The organism is Streptomyces sp. CB00455 (assembly GCF_001905445.1).
Taxonomy (GTDB): Bacteria; Actinomycetota; Actinomycetes; order Streptomycetales; family Streptomycetaceae; genus Streptomyces.
This window is the reverse complement of the sequence record NZ_LIVQ01000002.1, coordinates 880,585-897,400: the sequence shown is the minus strand read 5'-3', so window position 1 is coordinate 897,400 and position 16,816 is coordinate 880,585. Positions and strand designations below refer to the sequence as shown.

Below are 16,816 nucleotides of genomic sequence, written 5' to 3'. Positions count from 1 at the left end.
CGCCACGGTCACGATCGGTCGCGGCCGCGCATAAAAGTGGATCAGGTGATCGAACGGCCGCGTACATTGTCGATCACCGCAGCTCCCGACCGTTCTTTCGGGCTGCGCTGACTTCCGTGTGCTTACTGGGGGAGATCCTTCGTGCGTTCCGCTCTTGTCCGCCGTTCCGTCCTGACCGCCTCCGCGGTGTCCCTGACCCTGCTGGCCACCGCCTGCGGCTCCGACAAGGCCGACACCACGGCGGACGCCAAGCCGTCCGCCGCCGCCCCGGCGACCTCGGCCCCGGCCCCGGCCGCCAAGGCCAAGACGGCCGCCGAGCTGACACCGCTGCTGGTCACCCAGGCGGACCTGCCCGACCACAAGGTCGAGGACGACGCTGCGGCGGCCGCCGCCGCCAAGGGCAAGCCCGCCGAGACGGACAAGCCCGAGTGCAAGCCGCTGGTCCAGTTCCAGTCCTTCCAGTCGGTCGGCGCGCCCGCCGGCACGGCGCGGGTGGCGGCCACCTCCAAGCCGCAGCCGGCCGCCGAGGGGGCCACCATGGAGGAGAAGCTGGACGCGGCCATGAAGGGGCTGAGCGTCACGCGCACCTCGGTCGCCCTCAACTCCTACGACGGCAAGGGCGCCGAAGAGGCCCTCGCCGCCCTGAAGGGCGCGGTCACGGCCTGCGCCGGCGGTTACACCGTCGCCGCCGAGGGTGACAGCACCAAGATCGAGAAGGTCGTCCCGGGCACCCCTGCCGCGGCGGGCGACGAGGCCCTGGCCTTCGCCGTCGTCATCGACCTGAAGGACGGCGACAAGGCGACCTGGCAGCTCGCCGCGGTCCGCAAGGGCAACACCCTGGCGACCTTCACCAGCATGAACCTGACCGGCGACGCCGAGCAGCCGAAGGCGATCGTCGACGCGCAGGCCAAGAAGCTCGGCTGACCCGGTAGGGGACAGGCGCCGACCCCGCTCCGGCACGTTCGCCGGAGCGGGGTTTCGTCTTGTCCGGGTACCGGGCAGAGGGCCTGCCACGGCGTACGCTGCGGCCTATGTGCGGAATTGTGGGTTACGTGGGAGCGCAGTCGGCGCTCGATGTGGTCATCGCCGGACTCAAGCGGCTGGAGTACCGCGGCTACGACTCGGCGGGCGTCGCGGTGCTCTCCGACGGAGGGCTGGCCGCCGCCAAGAAGGCGGGCAAGCTCGTCAATCTGGAGAAGGAACTGGTCGCCAGCCCCCTGCCGGCCGGGTCCACGGGGCTCGGGCACACCCGGTGGGCCACCCACGGCGGGCCCACCGACGTCAACGCCCACCCCCACCTGGACAACTCCGGCCGGGTGGCGGTCGTCCACAACGGGATCATCGAAAACTTCGCGGCGCTGCGCGAGGAGCTCTCCGGGCGCGGACACCGGCTGGTGTCCGAGACGGACACCGAGGTCGTGGCGCACCTGTTGGCCGAGCAGTTCTCGGCCACCGGGGACCTGGCGGCGTCCATGCGCCAGGTGTGCCGGCGCCTGGAGGGCGCCTTCACGCTGGTCGCGGTGCACGCCGACGAGCCGGACGTGGTGGTCGGCGCGCGCCGCAACTCGCCCCTGGTCGTGGGCGTGGGGGAGGGGGAGAACTTCCTCGCCTCCGACGTCGCCGCCTTCATCGCCCACACCCGGGCCGCGATCGAGCTGGGACAGGACCAGGTCGTCGAGCTGCGGCGCGACGGGGTCACGGTCACCGACTTCGACGGCGCGCCGGCGGACGTGCGGGCCTACCACGTGGACTGGGACGCCTCGGCGGCCGAGAAGGGCGGCTACGACTACTTCATGCTCAAGGAGATCGCCGAGCAGCCGAAGGCCGTCGCGGACACCCTCCTGGGCAGGATCGACGCGAGCGGCTCACTGACCCTGGACGAGGTGCGCATCCCCGTCTCGGTGCTCAGGGAGGTCGACAAGGTCGTCATCGTGGCCTGCGGCACGGCCTACCACGCGGGCATGATCGCGAAGCTGGCCATCGAGCACTGGACCCGCATCCCCTGCGAGACGGAGCTGGCCAGTGAGTTCCGCTACCGCGACCCGATCCTGGACCAGCGCACGCTCGTGGTCGCCATCTCGCAGTCCGGCGAGACCATGGACACCCTGATGGCGCTGCGGCACGCGCGTGAGCAGGGCGCGAAGGTGCTGGCCATCTGCAACACCAACGGATCGACCATCCCGCGCGAGTCGGACGCCGTGCTGTACACGCACGCCGGTCCCGAGGTGGCCGTCGCCTCGACCAAGGCGTTCTTGACCCAGCTGGTGGCCTGCTACCTCGTCGCGCTGTACCTCGGGCAGGTACGGGGCACGAAGTGGGGCGACGAGATCGGGGTGGTGGTCCGGGAGCTGTCGGACATCGCCGCGGCGGTGGACACCGTACTGGAGACGATGGAGCCCGTACGGGAGCTCGCGCGCTCCCTCGCCCACAAGAACACCGTGCTCTTCCTGGGCCGCCACGTGGGCTACCCGGTGGCGCTGGAGGGCGCGCTCAAGCTGAAGGAGCTGGCGTACATGCACGCCGAGGGCTTCGCGGCGGGCGAGCTCAAGCACGGGCCGATCGCGCTGATCGAGCAGGACCTGCCGGTGGTGGTCGTCGTCCCGTCGCCCCGGGGCCGGTCGGTGCTCCACGACAAGATCGTGTCCAACATCCAGGAGATCCGGGCGCGCGGGGCGCGGACCATCGTCATCGCCGAGGAGGGGGACGAGGCGGTCGTGCCGTACGCCGACCACCTGATCCGGATCCCGGCCACGCCGACCCTGCTCCAGCCGCTCGTGGCGACGGTGCCGCTGCAGGTGTTCGCCTGCGAACTGGCGACCGCGCGGGGCAACGAGGTGGACCAGCCGCGTAACCTCGCCAAGTCGGTGACCGTGGAGTGAGCGGAGCGGGCGGAGCGGTGGACCGCCCCGCCGGCCGACGGGCCAAGTGACGACGGTGGAACAGCGGGGTGGGCCTGGTGATTATCGGCGTGGGGATCGACGTCGCGGAGATCGAGCGGTTCGGCGCGGCGCTGGAGCGCACGCCGAACCTGGCGCAGCGCCTCTTCGTCGAGGGGGAGCTGACCCTGCCGAGCGGGGAGCGGCGCGGTGTCGCCTCGCTCGCCGCCCGCTTCGCGGCCAAAGAGGCGCTGGCCAAGGCGCTGGGCGCGCCCGGCGGGATGCTGTGGACCGATGCCGAGGTGTATGTCGAGGCGACCGGGCAGCCGCGGCTGCGGGTGTCCGGGACGGTCGAGGCGCGGGCCGTGGCCCTCGGGGTGAGGTCCTGGCACCTCTCGCTGAGCCACGACGCCGGCGTCGCCTCCGCTGTGGTGATCGCCGAGGGATAGCGGGCAGGGTGGTTCCATGCGTACTGCTTTCAGCGTGGAGACCGTACGGGCCGCCGAGCGCGAGCTGATGGCCAAGCTGCCCGAGGGCGCCCTGATGCAGCGGGCGGCGGCCGGGCTGGCCGCCGTCTGCGCCGGGCTGCTGCCGAGGACCTACGGGGCCCGGGTCGTCCTGCTCGTCGGGACCGGGGACAACGGCGGCGACGCCCTCTGGGCGGGGGCCCGCCTGGCCCGGCGCGGGGCCCGGGTGACGGCCGTGCCCATGGATCCCCGGCGGATGCACCCGGCCGGGCTCGCGGCGCTGCTGGCCGCCGGGGGCCGGGTCGAGCAGACGGTCCCGGACCGGGCGGACCTCGTCCTGGACGGGCTGCTCGGCATCGGCGGGCGCGGCGGGCTGCGCCCCGGCGCCGCCGCGCTGGTGAAGCGGATCCCCGAGGGCGCGCGGGTGGTCGCGGTGGACCTGCCGAGCGGGGTGGACGCGGACACTGGCGAGGTGGCGGGACCGGCCGTGACGGCGGAGGTGACGGTGACCTTCGGGGCGTACAAGCCCGGCCTGCTGATCGACCCCGGGGCCTCGCGGGCGGGCGTGGTGCACCTGGTGGACATCGGGCTGCAGCCGTCCGGCCCGGCCGCCGAGGCCCTGCAGCACGCGGACGTGGCGCGGCTGCTGCCGGCGCCCACGGCGGCGAGCGACAAGTACCGGCGCGGCGTGGTCGGGATCGTCGCCGGGTCCCGGCAGTACCCGGGTGCGGCGGTGCTGTGCGTGGCGGGAGCCCTGCGGGGCGGCGCGGGCGCGGTGCGGTACGCGGGACCCGCGGCGGACGCCGTGCTGGCGCGCTTCCCCGAGACGCTGATCGGGCGCGGCCGGGTCCAGGCGTGGGTGGTGGGGCCGGGGCTGGGGGAGGGGCGCGCCGGCGAGGTCGCCGACCTCCTGGAGCAGGACGTCCCGGTGCTGGTCGACGCGGACGGGCTGCGCGGGCTGGACGGGGCGCTCCTGAAGGCCCGGACGGCGCCGACCCTGCTGACCCCGCACGCGGGCGAGGCGGCGGCGCTGCTGGGGGTTCCGCGGGACGAGGTGGAGGCGGGACGGCTGGCCGCCGCGCGGGAACTGGCAGGGCGGTACGGGGCGACGGTCCTGCTGAAGGGCTCGACGACGCTGGTGACCTCCGGCGCGGCGGTGCGGGTCAACCCGACGGGCACGCCGTGGCTGGCCACCGCCGGCAGCGGTGACGTGCTCTCCGGGCTGGCCGGGTCCCTGCTGGCGGGCGGACTGTCCGGGACGGACGCGGGGTCGGTCGGGGCCTACCTGCACGGCCTGGCGGGCCGCCGCGCGGCGGACGGCGCGCCGGTGCTCGCGCAGGAGATCGCCGAAGCCCTCCCGGCGGCCTGGCGCGACGCCCACCGCCCCTGACCCGGGGCCCTGCGGCCCCGGGCGCGCACGACCGCCCGGCGCCCGGCCGTGGGCGCCGGGCAGTGGCCCCAGCAGGGCTGGGCGGGGGTTTCTGAGAGACTGTGGGGGATGAACGAGACACCGACGCGCGTGTACGCCGAGATCGACCTCGACGCCGTACGGGCGAACGTACGCGCGCTGCGCGAGCGGGCACCCCGTTCCGCGCTGATGGCCGTGGTCAAGTCGAACGCCTACGGGCACGGCGCCCTGGAGTGTGCCCGGGCCGCCCAGCAGGCCGGCGCGACCTGGCTCGGCACCGCCACGCCCGAAGAGGCGCTCGCGCTGCGCGCCGCCGGGATCGAGGGCCGGATCCTGTGCTGGCTGTGGACCCCCGGCGGCCCCTGGCGGGAGGCCGTCGAGGCCGACGTCGACGTCTCGGTCAGCGGGATGTGGGCCCTGGAGGAGGTACGGGCCGCCGCCCGCGCCGCCGGGCGCACCGCGCGCATCCAGCTCAAGGCCGACACCGGCCTCGGCCGCAACGGCTGCCAGCCCGCCGACTGGGCCGAGCTGGTCGGGGCCGCCGTCGCGGCCCAGGCCGAGGGCACCGTCCGGGTCACCGGCGTCTGGTCGCACTTCGCCTGCGCCGACGAGCCCGGACACCCGTCCATCCAGCTCCAGCTCACCGCCTTCCGCGACATGCTCGCCTACGCCGAGAAGGAGGGCGTGGAGCCAGAGGTCCGGCACATCGCCAACTCCCCGGCCACCCTCACCCTTCCCGAGTCCCACTTCGACCTGGTGCGCACCGGCCTGGCCGTCTACGGGGTGTCGCCCGCGCCCGAACTCGGCACGCCCGCCCAGCTCGGCCTGCGGCCCGTCATGACGCTGAGGGCGTCCCTCGCCCTGGTCAAGACCGTCCCGGCCGGGCACGGCGTCAGCTACGGACACCACTACGTCACCGAGGGCGAGACCACCCTGGGACTGATCCCCGCCGGTTACGCCGACGGCATCCCGCGGCACGCCTCCGGTCGCGGGCCGGTCCTCGTGGGCGGCAGGATCCGCCGCGTCGCCGGCCGGGTCGCCATGGACCAGTTCGTCGTCGACCTCGAAGGCGACCGGGCGGCCGCCGGTGACGAAGCCGTCATCTTCGGCGACGCGGAACGCGGCGAGCCCACCGCCGAGGACTGGGCTCAAGCGGCGCACACGATCGCGTATGAGATCGTCACTCGTATCGGAGGGCGCGTGCCCCGGGTGTACCTGGGCGCCTGAGAGGGAGTGAGGTCGGCGTGGGCGAGAACTGGCGCAAGGCCGGCTGGGCCGGCGCTGCCATCGGCGTGATAGCCGCGGGCGCGGCCGCCGGGGTCGCGGTCGAGCGGATCACCGTCGGGCGCGGCATGCGCATGAAGGCCCGGCTGGCCCTCGACGCGGCCGGCGACTACGGGTCCCTGCGCGGCACCCAGGGGACCTGCCGGGCCGAGGACGGCACCGAGCTGTACTACGAGGTCGACGAGGCGTCCGGCGACGGCGAGGACAAGAGGCGGCTGCGCCGCAAGCCGGCCCCCCGGGCCACCGTCGTCTTCTGCCACGGCTACTGCCTCGGCCAGGACGCCTGGCACTTCCAGCGGGCCGCCCTGCGCGGAGCGGTCCGCGCCGTCTACTGGGACCAGCGCAGCCACGGCCGCAGCGCGCGCGGCCTGGCCCAGGCGGACGGCGAGCCCGTGACCATCGAGCTGCTCGGCCGGGACCTGAAGGCCGTCATCGACGCCGCCGCCCCCGAGGGCCCGCTGATCCTCGTGGGTCACTCGATGGGCGGTATGACCATCATGGGATTCGCGGAGCAGTTCCCCGACCTCGTGCGCGACCGCGTCGTCGGCGTCGCCCTGATCGGCACCTCCGGCGGCCGCCTCTCCGAGGTGACGTACGGACTGCCCGCCGTCGGCATGGGCGCCGTACGCCGGCTCCTGCCGGGGGTGATCAAGGCGCTCGGCTCGCAGGTGGAACTGGTGGAGAAGGGCCGCCGGGCCACCGCCGACCTCTTCGCCGGCATGATCAAGTTGTACTCCTTCGGCTCACGGGACGTGGACCCCGCCGTCGCCCGCTTCGCGGAACGGCTCATCGAGGCGACCCCGATCGACGTGGTCGCCGAGTTCTTCCCCGCCTTCCAGGTCCACGACAAGACCGAAGCGCTCATGCGGTTCGCGGACATCCCCGTCACCGTCATCGCCGGCGAACGCGACATGATCACCCCGGCCGGGCACAGCGCGGCCATCAAGGAGGCGCTGCCGAACGCCGAGCTGGTGGTCCTGGAATCCGCCGGGCACCTGATGATGCTGGAGCAGCCCGAGACCGTGACCGGCCTGCTGAGCGACCTGCTGGCCCGTACCGGCGCGGTCCCGGCCGCCGCACCGGCTAACGTTGGCGGGCATGGAAGAAGTACCGCTGGAAGCACGAGCACAGCGCAGCCAGGCGCCGGCGCCTGACGCCGCGGCCGGGACCGGGACCGCGGCCGCGGCCGGGACCCGCATCACCATCGACTCCCCGGACGCGATGCGGGAGTTGGGCCGCAGGCTCGCCCGCCTGCTGCGCCCGGGCGACCTCGTCCTGCTGACCGGCGAGCTGGGCGCGGGCAAGACCACCCTGACCCGCGGTCTCGGCGAGGGCCTGGACGTGCGCGGGGCCGTGACCTCCCCGACCTTCGTGATCGCCCGCGTACACCCGCCCCTGAGCGGCGGGCCGGCGCTGGTGCACGTCGACGCGTACCGGCTGGGCGGCGGGCTGGAGGAGATGGAGGACCTGGACCTCGACGTCTCGCTGCCCGACTCCGTGGTCGTCGTCGAGTGGGGCGACGGCAAGGTGGAGGAGCTCTCCGACGACCGGCTGCACGTGGTGATCGCGCGCGCGGTCGGCCACGAGGAGGTCCTGGACGACGTACGGGAGGTCTCGGTCCGCGGGATCGGGGCGCGCTGGGGCGCCGGGGCCGGGCTGGAGACCCTGGCCGGAGCCTTCGCGGAGTAAACGTACCGACAACGCGTCGGGAAAATATTGCGCGGGCGGCCGGACCCGTGGTGACATGGTACCGAGAGTTTCTTAGGTATGCCTAAGTCCGGCGTGCCGGGGTCCAGGAGGCAGCCATGTCGGCACCAGCAGGAGCACAGCGCGAACCCCGCCCCTCCGCCGTGTCCATGCGGGCGCTCCTCGCCGCGGGCGCGGCCGCCACCGCGGTGTCGACGCCGCCCGTGCCCGCCCGCGGGCCGGCCGGCGACGGCGGCGCACCGGGGGACGGGAAGACCGCACGCGAAGGGGCCGCTCCGGAATCCGAAGCGGCCTGAGCGAACGGGAGCCCCCCGAACGGGTGAAACGCGGGCCGGGGCGGGAACGGCCCGGGACGGGCACCGCCGGAACGGGAGCGGCCGGGACGGGAGCGGCCGGGACCAGGAGCGGCCGGGACGGGAGCGGCCGGGACCAGGAGCGGCCGGGACGGGAGCGGCCGGGACCAGGAGCGGCCGGGACGGGAGCGGCCGGGACCAGGAGCGGCCGGCATCCGGCCGGCGGAGCGGGAAGCGGGTCCGGCCGTCAGGGAACGACGACGACCTTCGAGCTGATCGTCGCGAACGCCCACATCGCATCGCCGTCGGCGCGCGTCATGCGGATGCCGCCGGTCTTCTTGCTCGGGTCCGGCTCCGGCGTCGCACCGTCCGCACGGGCGCTGAAACCGATGGCCACGCCGTCCGTGGTGGCGAACCGTACGACGTGCTCGATCGGCACCCCGTCCGAGCCCGTGACCGACCCCGAGCGCGAACCGACCGCGTAACTCCCCGCCTTCGGATGCACCGTGCTCGGCATCACCGTGAACGACCTGGGCTCCTGACCGGCCTCGCCGACCAGCCACACGCGCTTCTGGCCCACCGAGTACACGACGCGCACCCCCGTTCCCGAACCCTCCGGCACCGGCACCGGCTTCGAGGGGTCCTGCTTGGCCGCGGACGGGCTCGGAGCCGGGACCGGCTCCTGCGCGACCGCCCTGGGCGGTCGCGCGGGCGCCGTCGCGGATGCCTGGTAGCCGAGGAAACCGACGGCGGCGACCGCCGCGACGGTGAGCCCGGCCACGATTCCCGAGCTGCTGCGTGCCACCTTGCTCCGCCTTTCCGCGCTGCCTGATGCCTCATGCCTGGATGTCTGGATGCCTGATCGAAAGGTAGCAGCAGGCCCGCTCCACACCCGGCCGCACGGCCCCGGGGGGTGTCGGACCGGCCCGGCCCGGCCCCCGGCCGGTCCTTGCGGCACCCCCCTGCGCCCCGGAGTCGTAGGCTGTTCGCGTGCTCCTGCTCGCTGTAGATACCGCCACGCCCGCCGTCACCGTCGCCCTGCACGACGGCGAGTCCGTCCTCGCCGCCTCCGGCCAGGTCGACGCCCGCCGCCACGGAGAGCTGCTGCTGCCCTCCGTGGACAAGGTGCTCGCCGAGGCCGGGCTGAAACTCGACGCGCTCACCGGCATCGTGGTCGGGGTCGGCCCCGGCCCCTATACCGGACTGCGCGTCGGCCTCGTGACCGCTTCGACCTTCGCCTCCGTCCTGGGCGTGCCCGTCCACGGCCTGTGCACCCTCGACGGACTCGCCTACGCCGCCGGGACCGCCGGGATCGAAGGCCCCTTCACCGTCGCCACCGACGCGCGGCGCAAGGAGGTCTACTGGGCGCGCTACGAGGACCCCCGCACGCGGGTCGGCGAGCCTTCCGTGGACCGCCCGGCCGACATCGCCGAGCAGGTCGCGGGCCTCCCGGCGGTCGGCCAGGGCGCGCTGCTGTACCCGGAGGTCTTCCCCGACGCGCGCGGCCCCGAGCACCAGTCGGCCGCGGCCCTCGCCGCCCTGGCCGCGGAACGCCTGGCGGCCGGGGCGCCGTTCCTGCCGCCGACCCCGCTCTACCTGCGCCGCCCCGACGCGCAGGTGCCCAAGAACTACAAGGTGGTCACCCCCCAGTGACCGCCCGCCCGTCGACCGGACGACACCTCTCGGCGCAGCCGCCGCCCGGCGCCCGCGCCGAACTGCGCGAGATGCGCTGGTGGGACATCGAGGGCGTGCTGGAACTGGAGCACGAACTGTTCCCCGACGACGCCTGGTCCGCCGGGATGTTCTGGTCCGAACTGGCCCACGCCCGCGGGCCGCGGGCCACCCGCCGGTACGTCGTCGCCGAGGACGCGGACGGCCGCCTGGTCGGCTACGCCGGGCTGGCCGCCGCCGGGGACCTGGCCGACGTACAGACCATCGCGGCCGCCCGCGACCAGTGGGGGACCGGGCTCGGCGCCCGTCTCCTGACCGACCTGCTGCGCGCCGCCACCGCCTTCGAGTGCGCCGAGGTGCTGCTGGAGGTGCGGGTGGACAACACCCGCGCGCAGAAGCTCTACGAGCGCTTCGGCTTCGAGCCCATCGGGTTCCGCCGGGGCTACTACCAGCCCGGCAACGTCGACGCGCTCGTGATGCGACTGACCGACCCCGCACAAGCAAGAAGTGAGAGCAATGGCTGACGAACCTCTCGTCCTCGGCATCGAGACCTCCTGCGACGAGACCGGCGTCGGCGTCGTCCGCGGCACCACCCTGCTCGCGGACGCGATCGCGTCGAGCGTCGACGAGCACGCGCGCTACGGGGGCGTCGTGCCCGAGGTGGCCTCGCGCGCCCACCTGGAGGCGATGGTCCCCACCATCGAGCGCGCCCTGAAGGAGGCCGGGGTCAGCGCCCGCGACCTCGACGGCATCGCGGTCACGGCCGGCCCCGGCCTGGCGGGGGCGCTGCTGGTGGGCGTCTCGGCCGCCAAGGCGTACGCCTACGCGCTGGGCAAGCCGCTGTACGGGGTGAACCACCTGGCCTCGCACATCTGCGTGGACCAGCTGGAGCACGGACCGCTGCCGGAGCCGACCATGGCGCTGCTGGTGTCCGGCGGCCACTCCTCGCTGCTGCTGGCCCCCGACATCACCTCCGACGTACGGCCGCTCGGCGCGACCATCGACGACGCGGCGGGCGAGGCGTTCGACAAGATCGCGCGCGTGCTCCAGCTGGGCTTCCCCGGCGGCCCGGTCATCGACCGGCTCGCCCGCGAGGGAGACCCCAGGGCGATCAACTTCCCGCGCGGGCTGACCGGACCGCGCGACGCGGCCTACGACTTCTCCTTCTCCGGGTTGAAGACGGCCGTCGCCCGCTGGATCGAGGCGAAGCGGAACGCGGGCGAGGAGGTGCCGGTGCGCGATGTGGCGGCGTCCTTCCAGGAGGCCGTCGTCGACGTGCTGACCCGCAAGGCGATCCGGGCGTGCAAGGACGAGGGCGTCGACCACCTCATGATCGGCGGTGGCGTGGCCGCCAACTCGCGGCTGCGCTCGCTGGCGCAGGAGCGGTGCGACGACGCCGGGATCGTCCTGCGGGTGCCGCGGCCGAAGCTGTGCACCGACAACGGCGCGATGGTGGCGGCGCTGGGCGCCGAGATGGTCAAGCGGAACCGGCCGGCCTCGGACTGGGACCTGTCGGCGGACTCCTCGCTGCCGGTGACGGACCCGCACGTGCCGGGAAACGCCGGGCACGGTCACGGCGGCGGGGGCCACGGCAGCGAGGGCCACGCGCACGGGCACGATCACGACCACGTGCACGAACTGAGCAAGGACAACCTCTACTCATGAGCACCGTCGCGCTGATGTGGGAGGCCCGGGCCGCCGACGGCCGGGGCAACGAACTGCTGGAGTGGGCGCGTTCCCGGGTCCTCGCCCGGGAGCCGGTGCGGCGCGAGGTGTTCCGTGCCCCGCAGGACCGGGTGCTCGTGGTCACCTGGTGGGAGGCGGCCGAGGGGCTGTCCGCCGAACTCCCCGAACTGCCTGAGCCCGAAGCCGATTTGATCACGCGGGCGGTGCACCGCTGGCGGTTCGAGTCGGTGGAGGTCAGCGAGGGCTGACCGGCCCCGAGCGGCCCGGGACGGGCAGTTCCCCGGCCGTGAGCTGTCCGGCGCCGGCCGGAGGGACCACGGGGAAAGCGGCCGGCCAGGAGGCCGGGGAAGCGGCCGTCGAGAGTGCGGGGGAGGGGCCGGCGAGAGGCCGGGGAAGCGGCCGGGGAAGCGACCGGCAGTGCCGCTATGGTCATGTGCATGCCTCGCCGTGACCTGCCGCCCCCGCCGCCTCCCGCGCACCTGCGGGCCTGGCTGGACGAGGCCGTCGTACGGGCCGACCGCGCGCGCATCCTGCGGGAACTCGGCCGGCGCAGCCTCGGCATCGGGCGACTGCTGCTGCTCTGGGCCGTCTCGGGGGTCTTCGCGCTCGGCTGGTCCTTCGTCGGCATGGGACTGGTGGCCTTCGAGGAGGGCGACCCGGTCTCCGGCGTTCTCGGCCTGGTCTTCGTGGTGCTGGGCGTCGGGGTGCTGGTCCCGGGCGGCTTCTGGTTCGCGTGGGGCGCACGGCGGGACCGCCAGGTGCGCGGGCTGCTCTCCGCATGGGCGCAGGCGGGCCGCGATCCTGCCGCGGACTCCCTGCTGCGCGCGCCGGGCCTGGGTCTGGCCTGGCTGCTGGCCTCCTTCGGGCTGGGTGCTGCGGGGCTGTGGCTGACCTTCGGGGTCGCGCTGTCGGCCCGGCCGGGCGAGGACACGACCGCCGAGGTCGCCTACTACATGGGCCTCGGGATGATCCTGTGGATCACGGCCCTCCTGGGCTTGGGGAAAGCGGGCGCCCACTACCGCTGGGCGATCCGCACCTTCGGCGCGTAGGCGCGGGGCCCGGGCCGGCCCGCTCGGGGCCCCGAGGCACCCCGCGGCGGGCGGGCGCTACCGTGCGGGATCCGCCGCGGACGGCGCGGCGGGCGTGGTGGCCTGGGTGGGCGGCGTGGCGGGGGCGCCGATCAGCATGGACGGGGCGCCCGCGACCCGGGTCAGGAAGACCGTCGCCGCGTTCGGGCCCTGCGGCCTGACCTTGCGCCGCAGCTCCTCCGGCTCGACGGCCGAGCCCCGCTTCTTCACGGTCAGGATCCCCACCCCGCGCTCGCGCAGCAGCGCCTTCAGCTTCTTCAGCCCGAACGGCAGCACGTCGGTGATCTCGTACGCCGTCGCGTACGGCGTGGCCCGCAGCTCGTCGGCGGTGACGTAGGCGATGGTCGGGTCGATGAGCCGGCCGTCCAGCTGCTCGGCGACCTCGGCGACCAGGTGCGCGCGGATCACCGCGCCGTCGGGTTCGTACAGCCAGCGACCGACCGGTCCGGCCTCCGGGTCGGGCAGCGGATCGGCGGTGTGCAGGGCGCGCGGCCCGGGCAGCAGGGTGGCGCGCACGGTCCCCGGAGCGGTCCCGAACCAGAGCACGGCCTCCTTGACGTCCCCCTGATCGGAGATCCACTCCGCCTCCGCCTCCGCGGGGACCGCCTCGTGCGGGATCCCGGGGGCGATCTTGATAGCCGCGTACTTCGCCGTGCGGGCCGTCTGCACGGCCCACGACAGCGGCGGCGAGTAGGACTCCGGGTCGAAGATCCGGCCGCGTCCACCGCGCCGGGCCGGATCGATGAACACGGCGTCGTAGGAGGACACGTCCACGTCCGTCACGTCCGCCTCCCGGACCTCGATCAGGTCCGCCAGGCCCAGCGCCCGCGCGTTGGCCCGCGCGACGGCGACCGTCAGCGGGTCGCGGTCGACCGCGAGTACCCGGATGCCGAGGCGGGCCAGGGCCAGGGCGTCCCCGCCGATGCCGCAGCACAGGTCCGCCAGGCTGCGCACGCCGAGGTCCGCGAGCCGCCGGGCGCGGTAGGAGGCCACGGAGGCCCGGGTGGCCATCTCGCCGCCGCCGGGCGTGAAGTACATCCGGAAGGCGTCCTCGGCGCCGAACTTCGCCACCGCGCGCTGCCGCAGCCGGGCCTGCCCGAGCGCCGCGGAGACCAGTCCGGCGGGGTGCTCGCGGCGGAGCCGGGTGGCGACGGCCAGTTCCTGGGCGGGGTCGTAGTCGCGGAGCGAGTCGAGGAGGGTGCGCCCCCCGGGGGTGAGGAGGGCGGCGAAGTCTTCGGGGGTCACGGCTCCATTGTCGGCGACGGACCCCGTGCGGGTGCCGGCGGGCGGCCGCCCCCGGGTGTGGGCCAGTCGAAGGAAGGTGGGGCCGTGCCCGCGGTGTCTTCCGGGGGCGTCGCGTGTCGGATGCCAGGATGCGCTGCTATGCAGCTAGTCGGACAAAAAGGAAATAAGACGCAACAGGGTCACCGGTACGCGGCTGGTCCGCGCGGCCGGTTCGGGGCGGCCGTGGCCGCCCTGCTGGTAGCCGCCCTCGGCACGGCCTGCGGCTCCGGCCAGTCCGAGGCGCCGGACAAGGCCGCGAAGGCGAAGGCGGCCACGGGTGCGGAGGCCGGCGCGGCCGGTGCGCTCAGCGCTGCCGAGAAGGCCAGGGCGGCCCAGCAGGCGCGCATCGTCGCGGCGAAGAAGTGGCGCCTGCTCAAGCCGCCCCTCCAAGCTCCCCCGGCGCCCAAGTCGAAGCCGGAGATCACCACGCGCGAGGGTTTCGAGGTGGAGGACCAGGAGGAGTACCCGCCGGTCTTCACCACCGTCCCCACGGAGGACAAGGTCGTCTTCCTGACGATCGACGACGGCGCGGAGAAGGACCCCGAGTTCCTGAAGATGATGAAGGAGCTGAAGATCCCCTACACGGCCTTCCTCAGCGACTACCTCGTGCGGGACAACTACCCGTACTTCAAGGAGATGCAGGCCGCGGGCGTCACCCTGAACAACCACACGCTCAACCACCGCTACATGCCGGCCCTCTCGTACGACAAGCAGCGCGAGGAGATCTGCGGCCAGCAGGACACGATCCAAAAGGAGTTCGGCAAGCGCCCGACCCTCTTCCGGCCGCCCTACGGGAACTACAACCAGGACACGCTGCGCGCGGCGAAGTCCTGCGGGATCAAGGCGGTTCCGCTGTGGAACGCGGAGGCCTTCACCAACCGCATGGACTACCGCGAGTGGGACCGCGACCTGCACCCCGGTGACATCATCCTCACGCATTTCCGGGGCAAGGAGGACTGGAAGGGCACGATGCCTGACATGATCCGTCAGGTCATGAAGACCGTCACGGACAAGGGATACGCCGTGGCTCGCCTGGAGGACTATCTGTGAAGCACGCGCGCCGGTTGGTAGCCGGAACGCTGGCGGCCGGCGCGCTCGCGCTGTCCCTGACGGGGTGCGGGGACAGCGCGGACCCCACCGAGCGGCTGGGACCCAAGCCGACACGGGAGGCGCCGGGCGCGAGCGGCGCACCCGCCTCCCCGGCCGCGCCCTCGCCGACGGGTGGGGCTTCGGACGAGGCGTACCGCAAGTGGGGCCTGACGGCCCCCGTCCAGTACGCGCCGAAGCCCGCCCAGAAGCCCGGGATACCCAAGCCCGCCCCGGGCAAGGTGCCGGTCGTCGACCGAATACCCGTCCCGGCCGGGGAGAAGACCGTCTTCCTGACCTTCGACGACGGCGCGGAGAAGGACCCCGAGTTCCTGAAGATGGCCGCTGATCTGAAGCTGCCGATCAGCATGTTCCTGACGGACAACGTCGCGTCCTCGGACTACGGGCACTTCGAGAAGCTCCGCGACAACGGCTCCGCGAGCACGGTCAACAACCACACGCTGACGCACCCGAACCTGCGGACCCTGTCCTACGCGGCGCAGAAGCACGAGATATGCGGCCAGCAGGAGCGCCTGGAGAAGCGCTTCGGCAAGCGCCCACCGCTCTTCCGCCCGCCCTTCGGGAACTACAACGACGACACCCTCCGGGCCGCCTCGGAGTGCGGCATCTCGTCCCTGGTCCTGTGGCGGGTCTCGATGCAGATCAACAACTTCCAGTACGCCGAGGGCTCCGCCCTCAAACCGGGCGACATCATCCTGGCCCACTTCCGCGGCCCGTCGGAGCTCAAGGGCTCGACGGAGATCCAGATGACGACGCGGATGCTGCAGCGCATACAGGAGCAGGGGTACCGGATAGGGCGGCTGGAGGATTACTTGTAGGGGGGGGCGGGGGCTTCGGGGGGCGGGGGTGTGGTGGGGCGGCATCACGTGAGGCTTGGGGTGGCTTCGGGGCGGGGTCTACGCCGGGCGGGGTCACGGAGGGGCGGGCGGGGGCTTCGGGGTCGGGGTCCGCGCTGGTCGGTGTCAGGGATGGGTTGGGGGTTCCCGTCAGTCTCATCGTCTCTCCGTGTCGGGCCGGGCCCTCAAGGGCGCTCCTTCGTCGCGTCGCTTCGCGATGGCCTTCGGCCACCCTTGACCGCCCGTCCCGCCCCGGACATACGAAGACTGCCGGGAACCCCCCAAAGGAACGGGCCGGGGGACAGAGAGACGTTCGGGGGGATCAGGGAGGCCACTGTCCGCTTCGGCGGCCATGTTTCCGCCCGGGGTCCATAGGCAGGCACGCCCCGGGTCGGGGGGCGCATCAGATCGCTACACAGTTCTCCTGCATAGCGGCTGCCAGTTGCTTTTGGCTGGGCATGAGCCGCGACAGATCGCTACAGACGTCTCTCGTTTGGCGGCTGCCACCTGTTTGTGGCCGGGCATAAGCGTCACAAGCCGTCCACGGCCGTCACCTGTCCCTCTTTGCCCGCCACAGCGGGGAGTTGGGGGCAGGAAAAGCAAAGGAATGGGCCGAGAGGCCCGGGGAGAGGGCCGGGAGTGGGGCAGCGAGGGCGCTTGAGCGCCCTTCGGGCGGCTCAGCGAGCCCTGCCGGAGTCTGACGCCGAACTTTCCAACGCCACAGTCCGTCAGGTGGTTTTCCCGCTCCCACCCGGGCGTCAAATGCGGACAAACTGCCCGCAGTCGCCGTCCCGGATACGTGTGGAGCGACCTGCCCCAGCCCCGAGCGAGTGGCAGTCGCTGAGCTGAGAGCAAGTGTGTAGCGATCTGATGCGCCCCCCGACCCGGACCGTGCCTGCCTATGGGACCCGGGCGGGAACATGCCCGCCGAAGCGGGCAGTCGGCTCTCTGATCTCCCGGTGTCTATGTCTTACAGCCGGCCCGTTCCTTTGGGGGGTTCCCGGCAGTCTTCGTATGTCCGGGGCGGGACGGGCGGTCAAGGGTGGCCGAAGGCCATCGCGAAGCGACGCGACGAAGGAGCGCCCTTGAGGGCCCGGCCCGACACGGAG

The 16,816-nt window shown here is 73.5% G+C and carries 17 protein-coding genes; 15 read left to right on the top strand and 2 right to left on the bottom strand.

Annotation, left to right across the window (positions count from 1 at the left end; all coding sequences use genetic code 11):
• Positions 1-141 precede the first annotated feature (141 nt).
• The 8 genes from AMK16_RS11480 to AMK16_RS11445 all read left to right on the top strand — a co-directional run bounded on the left by AMK16_RS11480 (position 142) and on the right by AMK16_RS11445 (position 8,038).
• The gene (locus AMK16_RS11480; RefSeq protein ID WP_073912843.1) at positions 142-924 is read left to right on the top strand and encodes a hypothetical protein; all 783 of its coding nucleotides are present in this window, start codon (positions 142-144) and stop codon (positions 922-924) included.
• 107 nt (positions 925-1,031) lie between these two features.
• Positions 1,032-2,879 carry a glutamine--fructose-6-phosphate transaminase (isomerizing) gene (gene glmS / locus AMK16_RS11475; protein ID WP_073912839.1) on the top strand — a complete coding sequence of 616 codons (1,848 nt, stop codon included), beginning with the start codon at positions 1,032-1,034 and terminating at the stop codon, positions 2,877-2,879.
• Between the two features lie 74 nt (positions 2,880-2,953).
• Entirely contained in the window at positions 2,954-3,325 is a 372-nt protein-coding gene (locus AMK16_RS11470; RefSeq protein ID WP_073913683.1) for a holo-ACP synthase, read from the top strand.
• A 16-nt stretch (positions 3,326-3,341) separates the two neighbouring features.
• The gene (locus AMK16_RS11465; protein ID WP_073912836.1) at positions 3,342-4,733 is read left to right on the top strand and encodes a bifunctional ADP-dependent NAD(P)H-hydrate dehydratase/NAD(P)H-hydrate epimerase; all 1,392 of its coding nucleotides are present in this window, start codon (positions 3,342-3,344) and stop codon (positions 4,731-4,733) included.
• A 108-nt stretch (positions 4,734-4,841) separates the two neighbouring features.
• Positions 4,842-5,978 carry an alanine racemase gene (alr, locus tag AMK16_RS11460; protein ID WP_073912832.1) on the top strand — a complete coding sequence of 379 codons (1,137 nt, stop codon included), beginning with the start codon at positions 4,842-4,844 and terminating at the stop codon, positions 5,976-5,978.
• 17 nt (positions 5,979-5,995) lie between these two features.
• A complete protein-coding gene (locus tag AMK16_RS11455; RefSeq protein ID WP_107417106.1) occupies positions 5,996-7,189 on the top strand; it encodes an alpha/beta fold hydrolase in 1,194 nt (397 codons plus the stop codon).
• On the top strand, positions 7,134-7,724 hold the full coding sequence (gene tsaE, locus AMK16_RS11450) for a tRNA (adenosine(37)-N6)-threonylcarbamoyltransferase complex ATPase subunit type 1 TsaE (RefSeq protein WP_079191450.1): 591 nt from the start codon (positions 7,134-7,136) through the stop codon (positions 7,722-7,724). Before AMK16_RS11455 ends, tsaE begins: the two co-directional genes overlap by 56 nt.
• A gap of 116 nt (positions 7,725-7,840) precedes the next feature.
• Complete coding sequence (locus AMK16_RS11445; RefSeq protein WP_073912827.1) at positions 7,841-8,038, top strand: hypothetical protein; 198 nt, start codon at positions 7,841-7,843, stop codon at positions 8,036-8,038.
• Between the two features lie 244 nt (positions 8,039-8,282).
• On the opposite strand, the gene AMK16_RS11440 is transcribed toward AMK16_RS11445, so the two are convergent.
• Positions 8,283-8,840, bottom strand: coding sequence for a hypothetical protein (locus AMK16_RS11440; RefSeq protein ID WP_073912824.1), 558 nt, complete (start codon positions 8,838-8,840; stop codon positions 8,283-8,285).
• A gap of 185 nt (positions 8,841-9,025) precedes the next feature.
• Here AMK16_RS11440 and tsaB point away from each other — a divergent pair, with 185 nt between their 5' ends.
• The 5 genes from tsaB (at position 9,026) to AMK16_RS11415 (ending at position 12,441) form a co-directional block, all read left to right on the top strand.
• A complete protein-coding gene (gene tsaB / locus AMK16_RS11435; RefSeq protein WP_073912821.1) occupies positions 9,026-9,688 on the top strand; it encodes a tRNA (adenosine(37)-N6)-threonylcarbamoyltransferase complex dimerization subunit type 1 TsaB in 663 nt (220 codons plus the stop codon).
• A gap of 71 nt (positions 9,689-9,759) precedes the next feature.
• Positions 9,760-10,230, top strand: a complete 471-nt coding sequence (rimI, locus tag AMK16_RS11430) for a ribosomal protein S18-alanine N-acetyltransferase (protein WP_073913675.1) — start codon at positions 9,760-9,762, stop codon at positions 10,228-10,230.
• On the top strand, positions 10,223-11,371 hold the full coding sequence (gene tsaD, locus AMK16_RS11425) for a tRNA (adenosine(37)-N6)-threonylcarbamoyltransferase complex transferase subunit TsaD (RefSeq protein WP_073912818.1): 1,149 nt from the start codon (positions 10,223-10,225) through the stop codon (positions 11,369-11,371). The genes rimI and tsaD overlap by 8 nt, the downstream gene beginning before the upstream one ends.
• The gene (locus tag AMK16_RS11420; RefSeq protein ID WP_073912814.1) at positions 11,368-11,640 is read left to right on the top strand and encodes a hypothetical protein; all 273 of its coding nucleotides are present in this window, start codon (positions 11,368-11,370) and stop codon (positions 11,638-11,640) included. Before tsaD ends, AMK16_RS11420 begins: the two co-directional genes overlap by 4 nt.
• 189 nt (positions 11,641-11,829) lie before the next feature.
• Positions 11,830-12,441 carry a hypothetical protein gene (locus AMK16_RS11415; protein WP_073913671.1) on the top strand — a complete coding sequence of 204 codons (612 nt, stop codon included), beginning with the start codon at positions 11,830-11,832 and terminating at the stop codon, positions 12,439-12,441.
• A gap of 57 nt (positions 12,442-12,498) precedes the next feature.
• On the opposite strand, the gene AMK16_RS11410 is transcribed toward AMK16_RS11415, so the two are convergent.
• Positions 12,499-13,725: a class I SAM-dependent methyltransferase gene (locus AMK16_RS11410; protein WP_073912811.1), complete on the bottom strand. Its 1,227-nt coding sequence runs from the start codon at positions 13,723-13,725 to the stop codon at positions 12,499-12,501.
• A gap of 138 nt (positions 13,726-13,863) precedes the next feature.
• Here AMK16_RS11410 and AMK16_RS11405 point away from each other — a divergent pair, with 138 nt between their 5' ends.
• Together AMK16_RS11405 and AMK16_RS11400 are read left to right on the top strand one after the other, a co-directional pair.
• The gene (locus AMK16_RS11405; protein WP_107417105.1) at positions 13,864-14,814 is read left to right on the top strand and encodes a polysaccharide deacetylase family protein; all 951 of its coding nucleotides are present in this window, start codon (positions 13,864-13,866) and stop codon (positions 14,812-14,814) included.
• Positions 14,811-15,689, top strand: coding sequence for a polysaccharide deacetylase family protein (locus AMK16_RS11400; RefSeq protein ID WP_242438681.1), 879 nt, complete (start codon positions 14,811-14,813; stop codon positions 15,687-15,689). The genes AMK16_RS11405 and AMK16_RS11400 overlap by 4 nt, the downstream gene beginning before the upstream one ends.
• Positions 15,690-16,816: the final 1,127 nt, after the last annotated feature.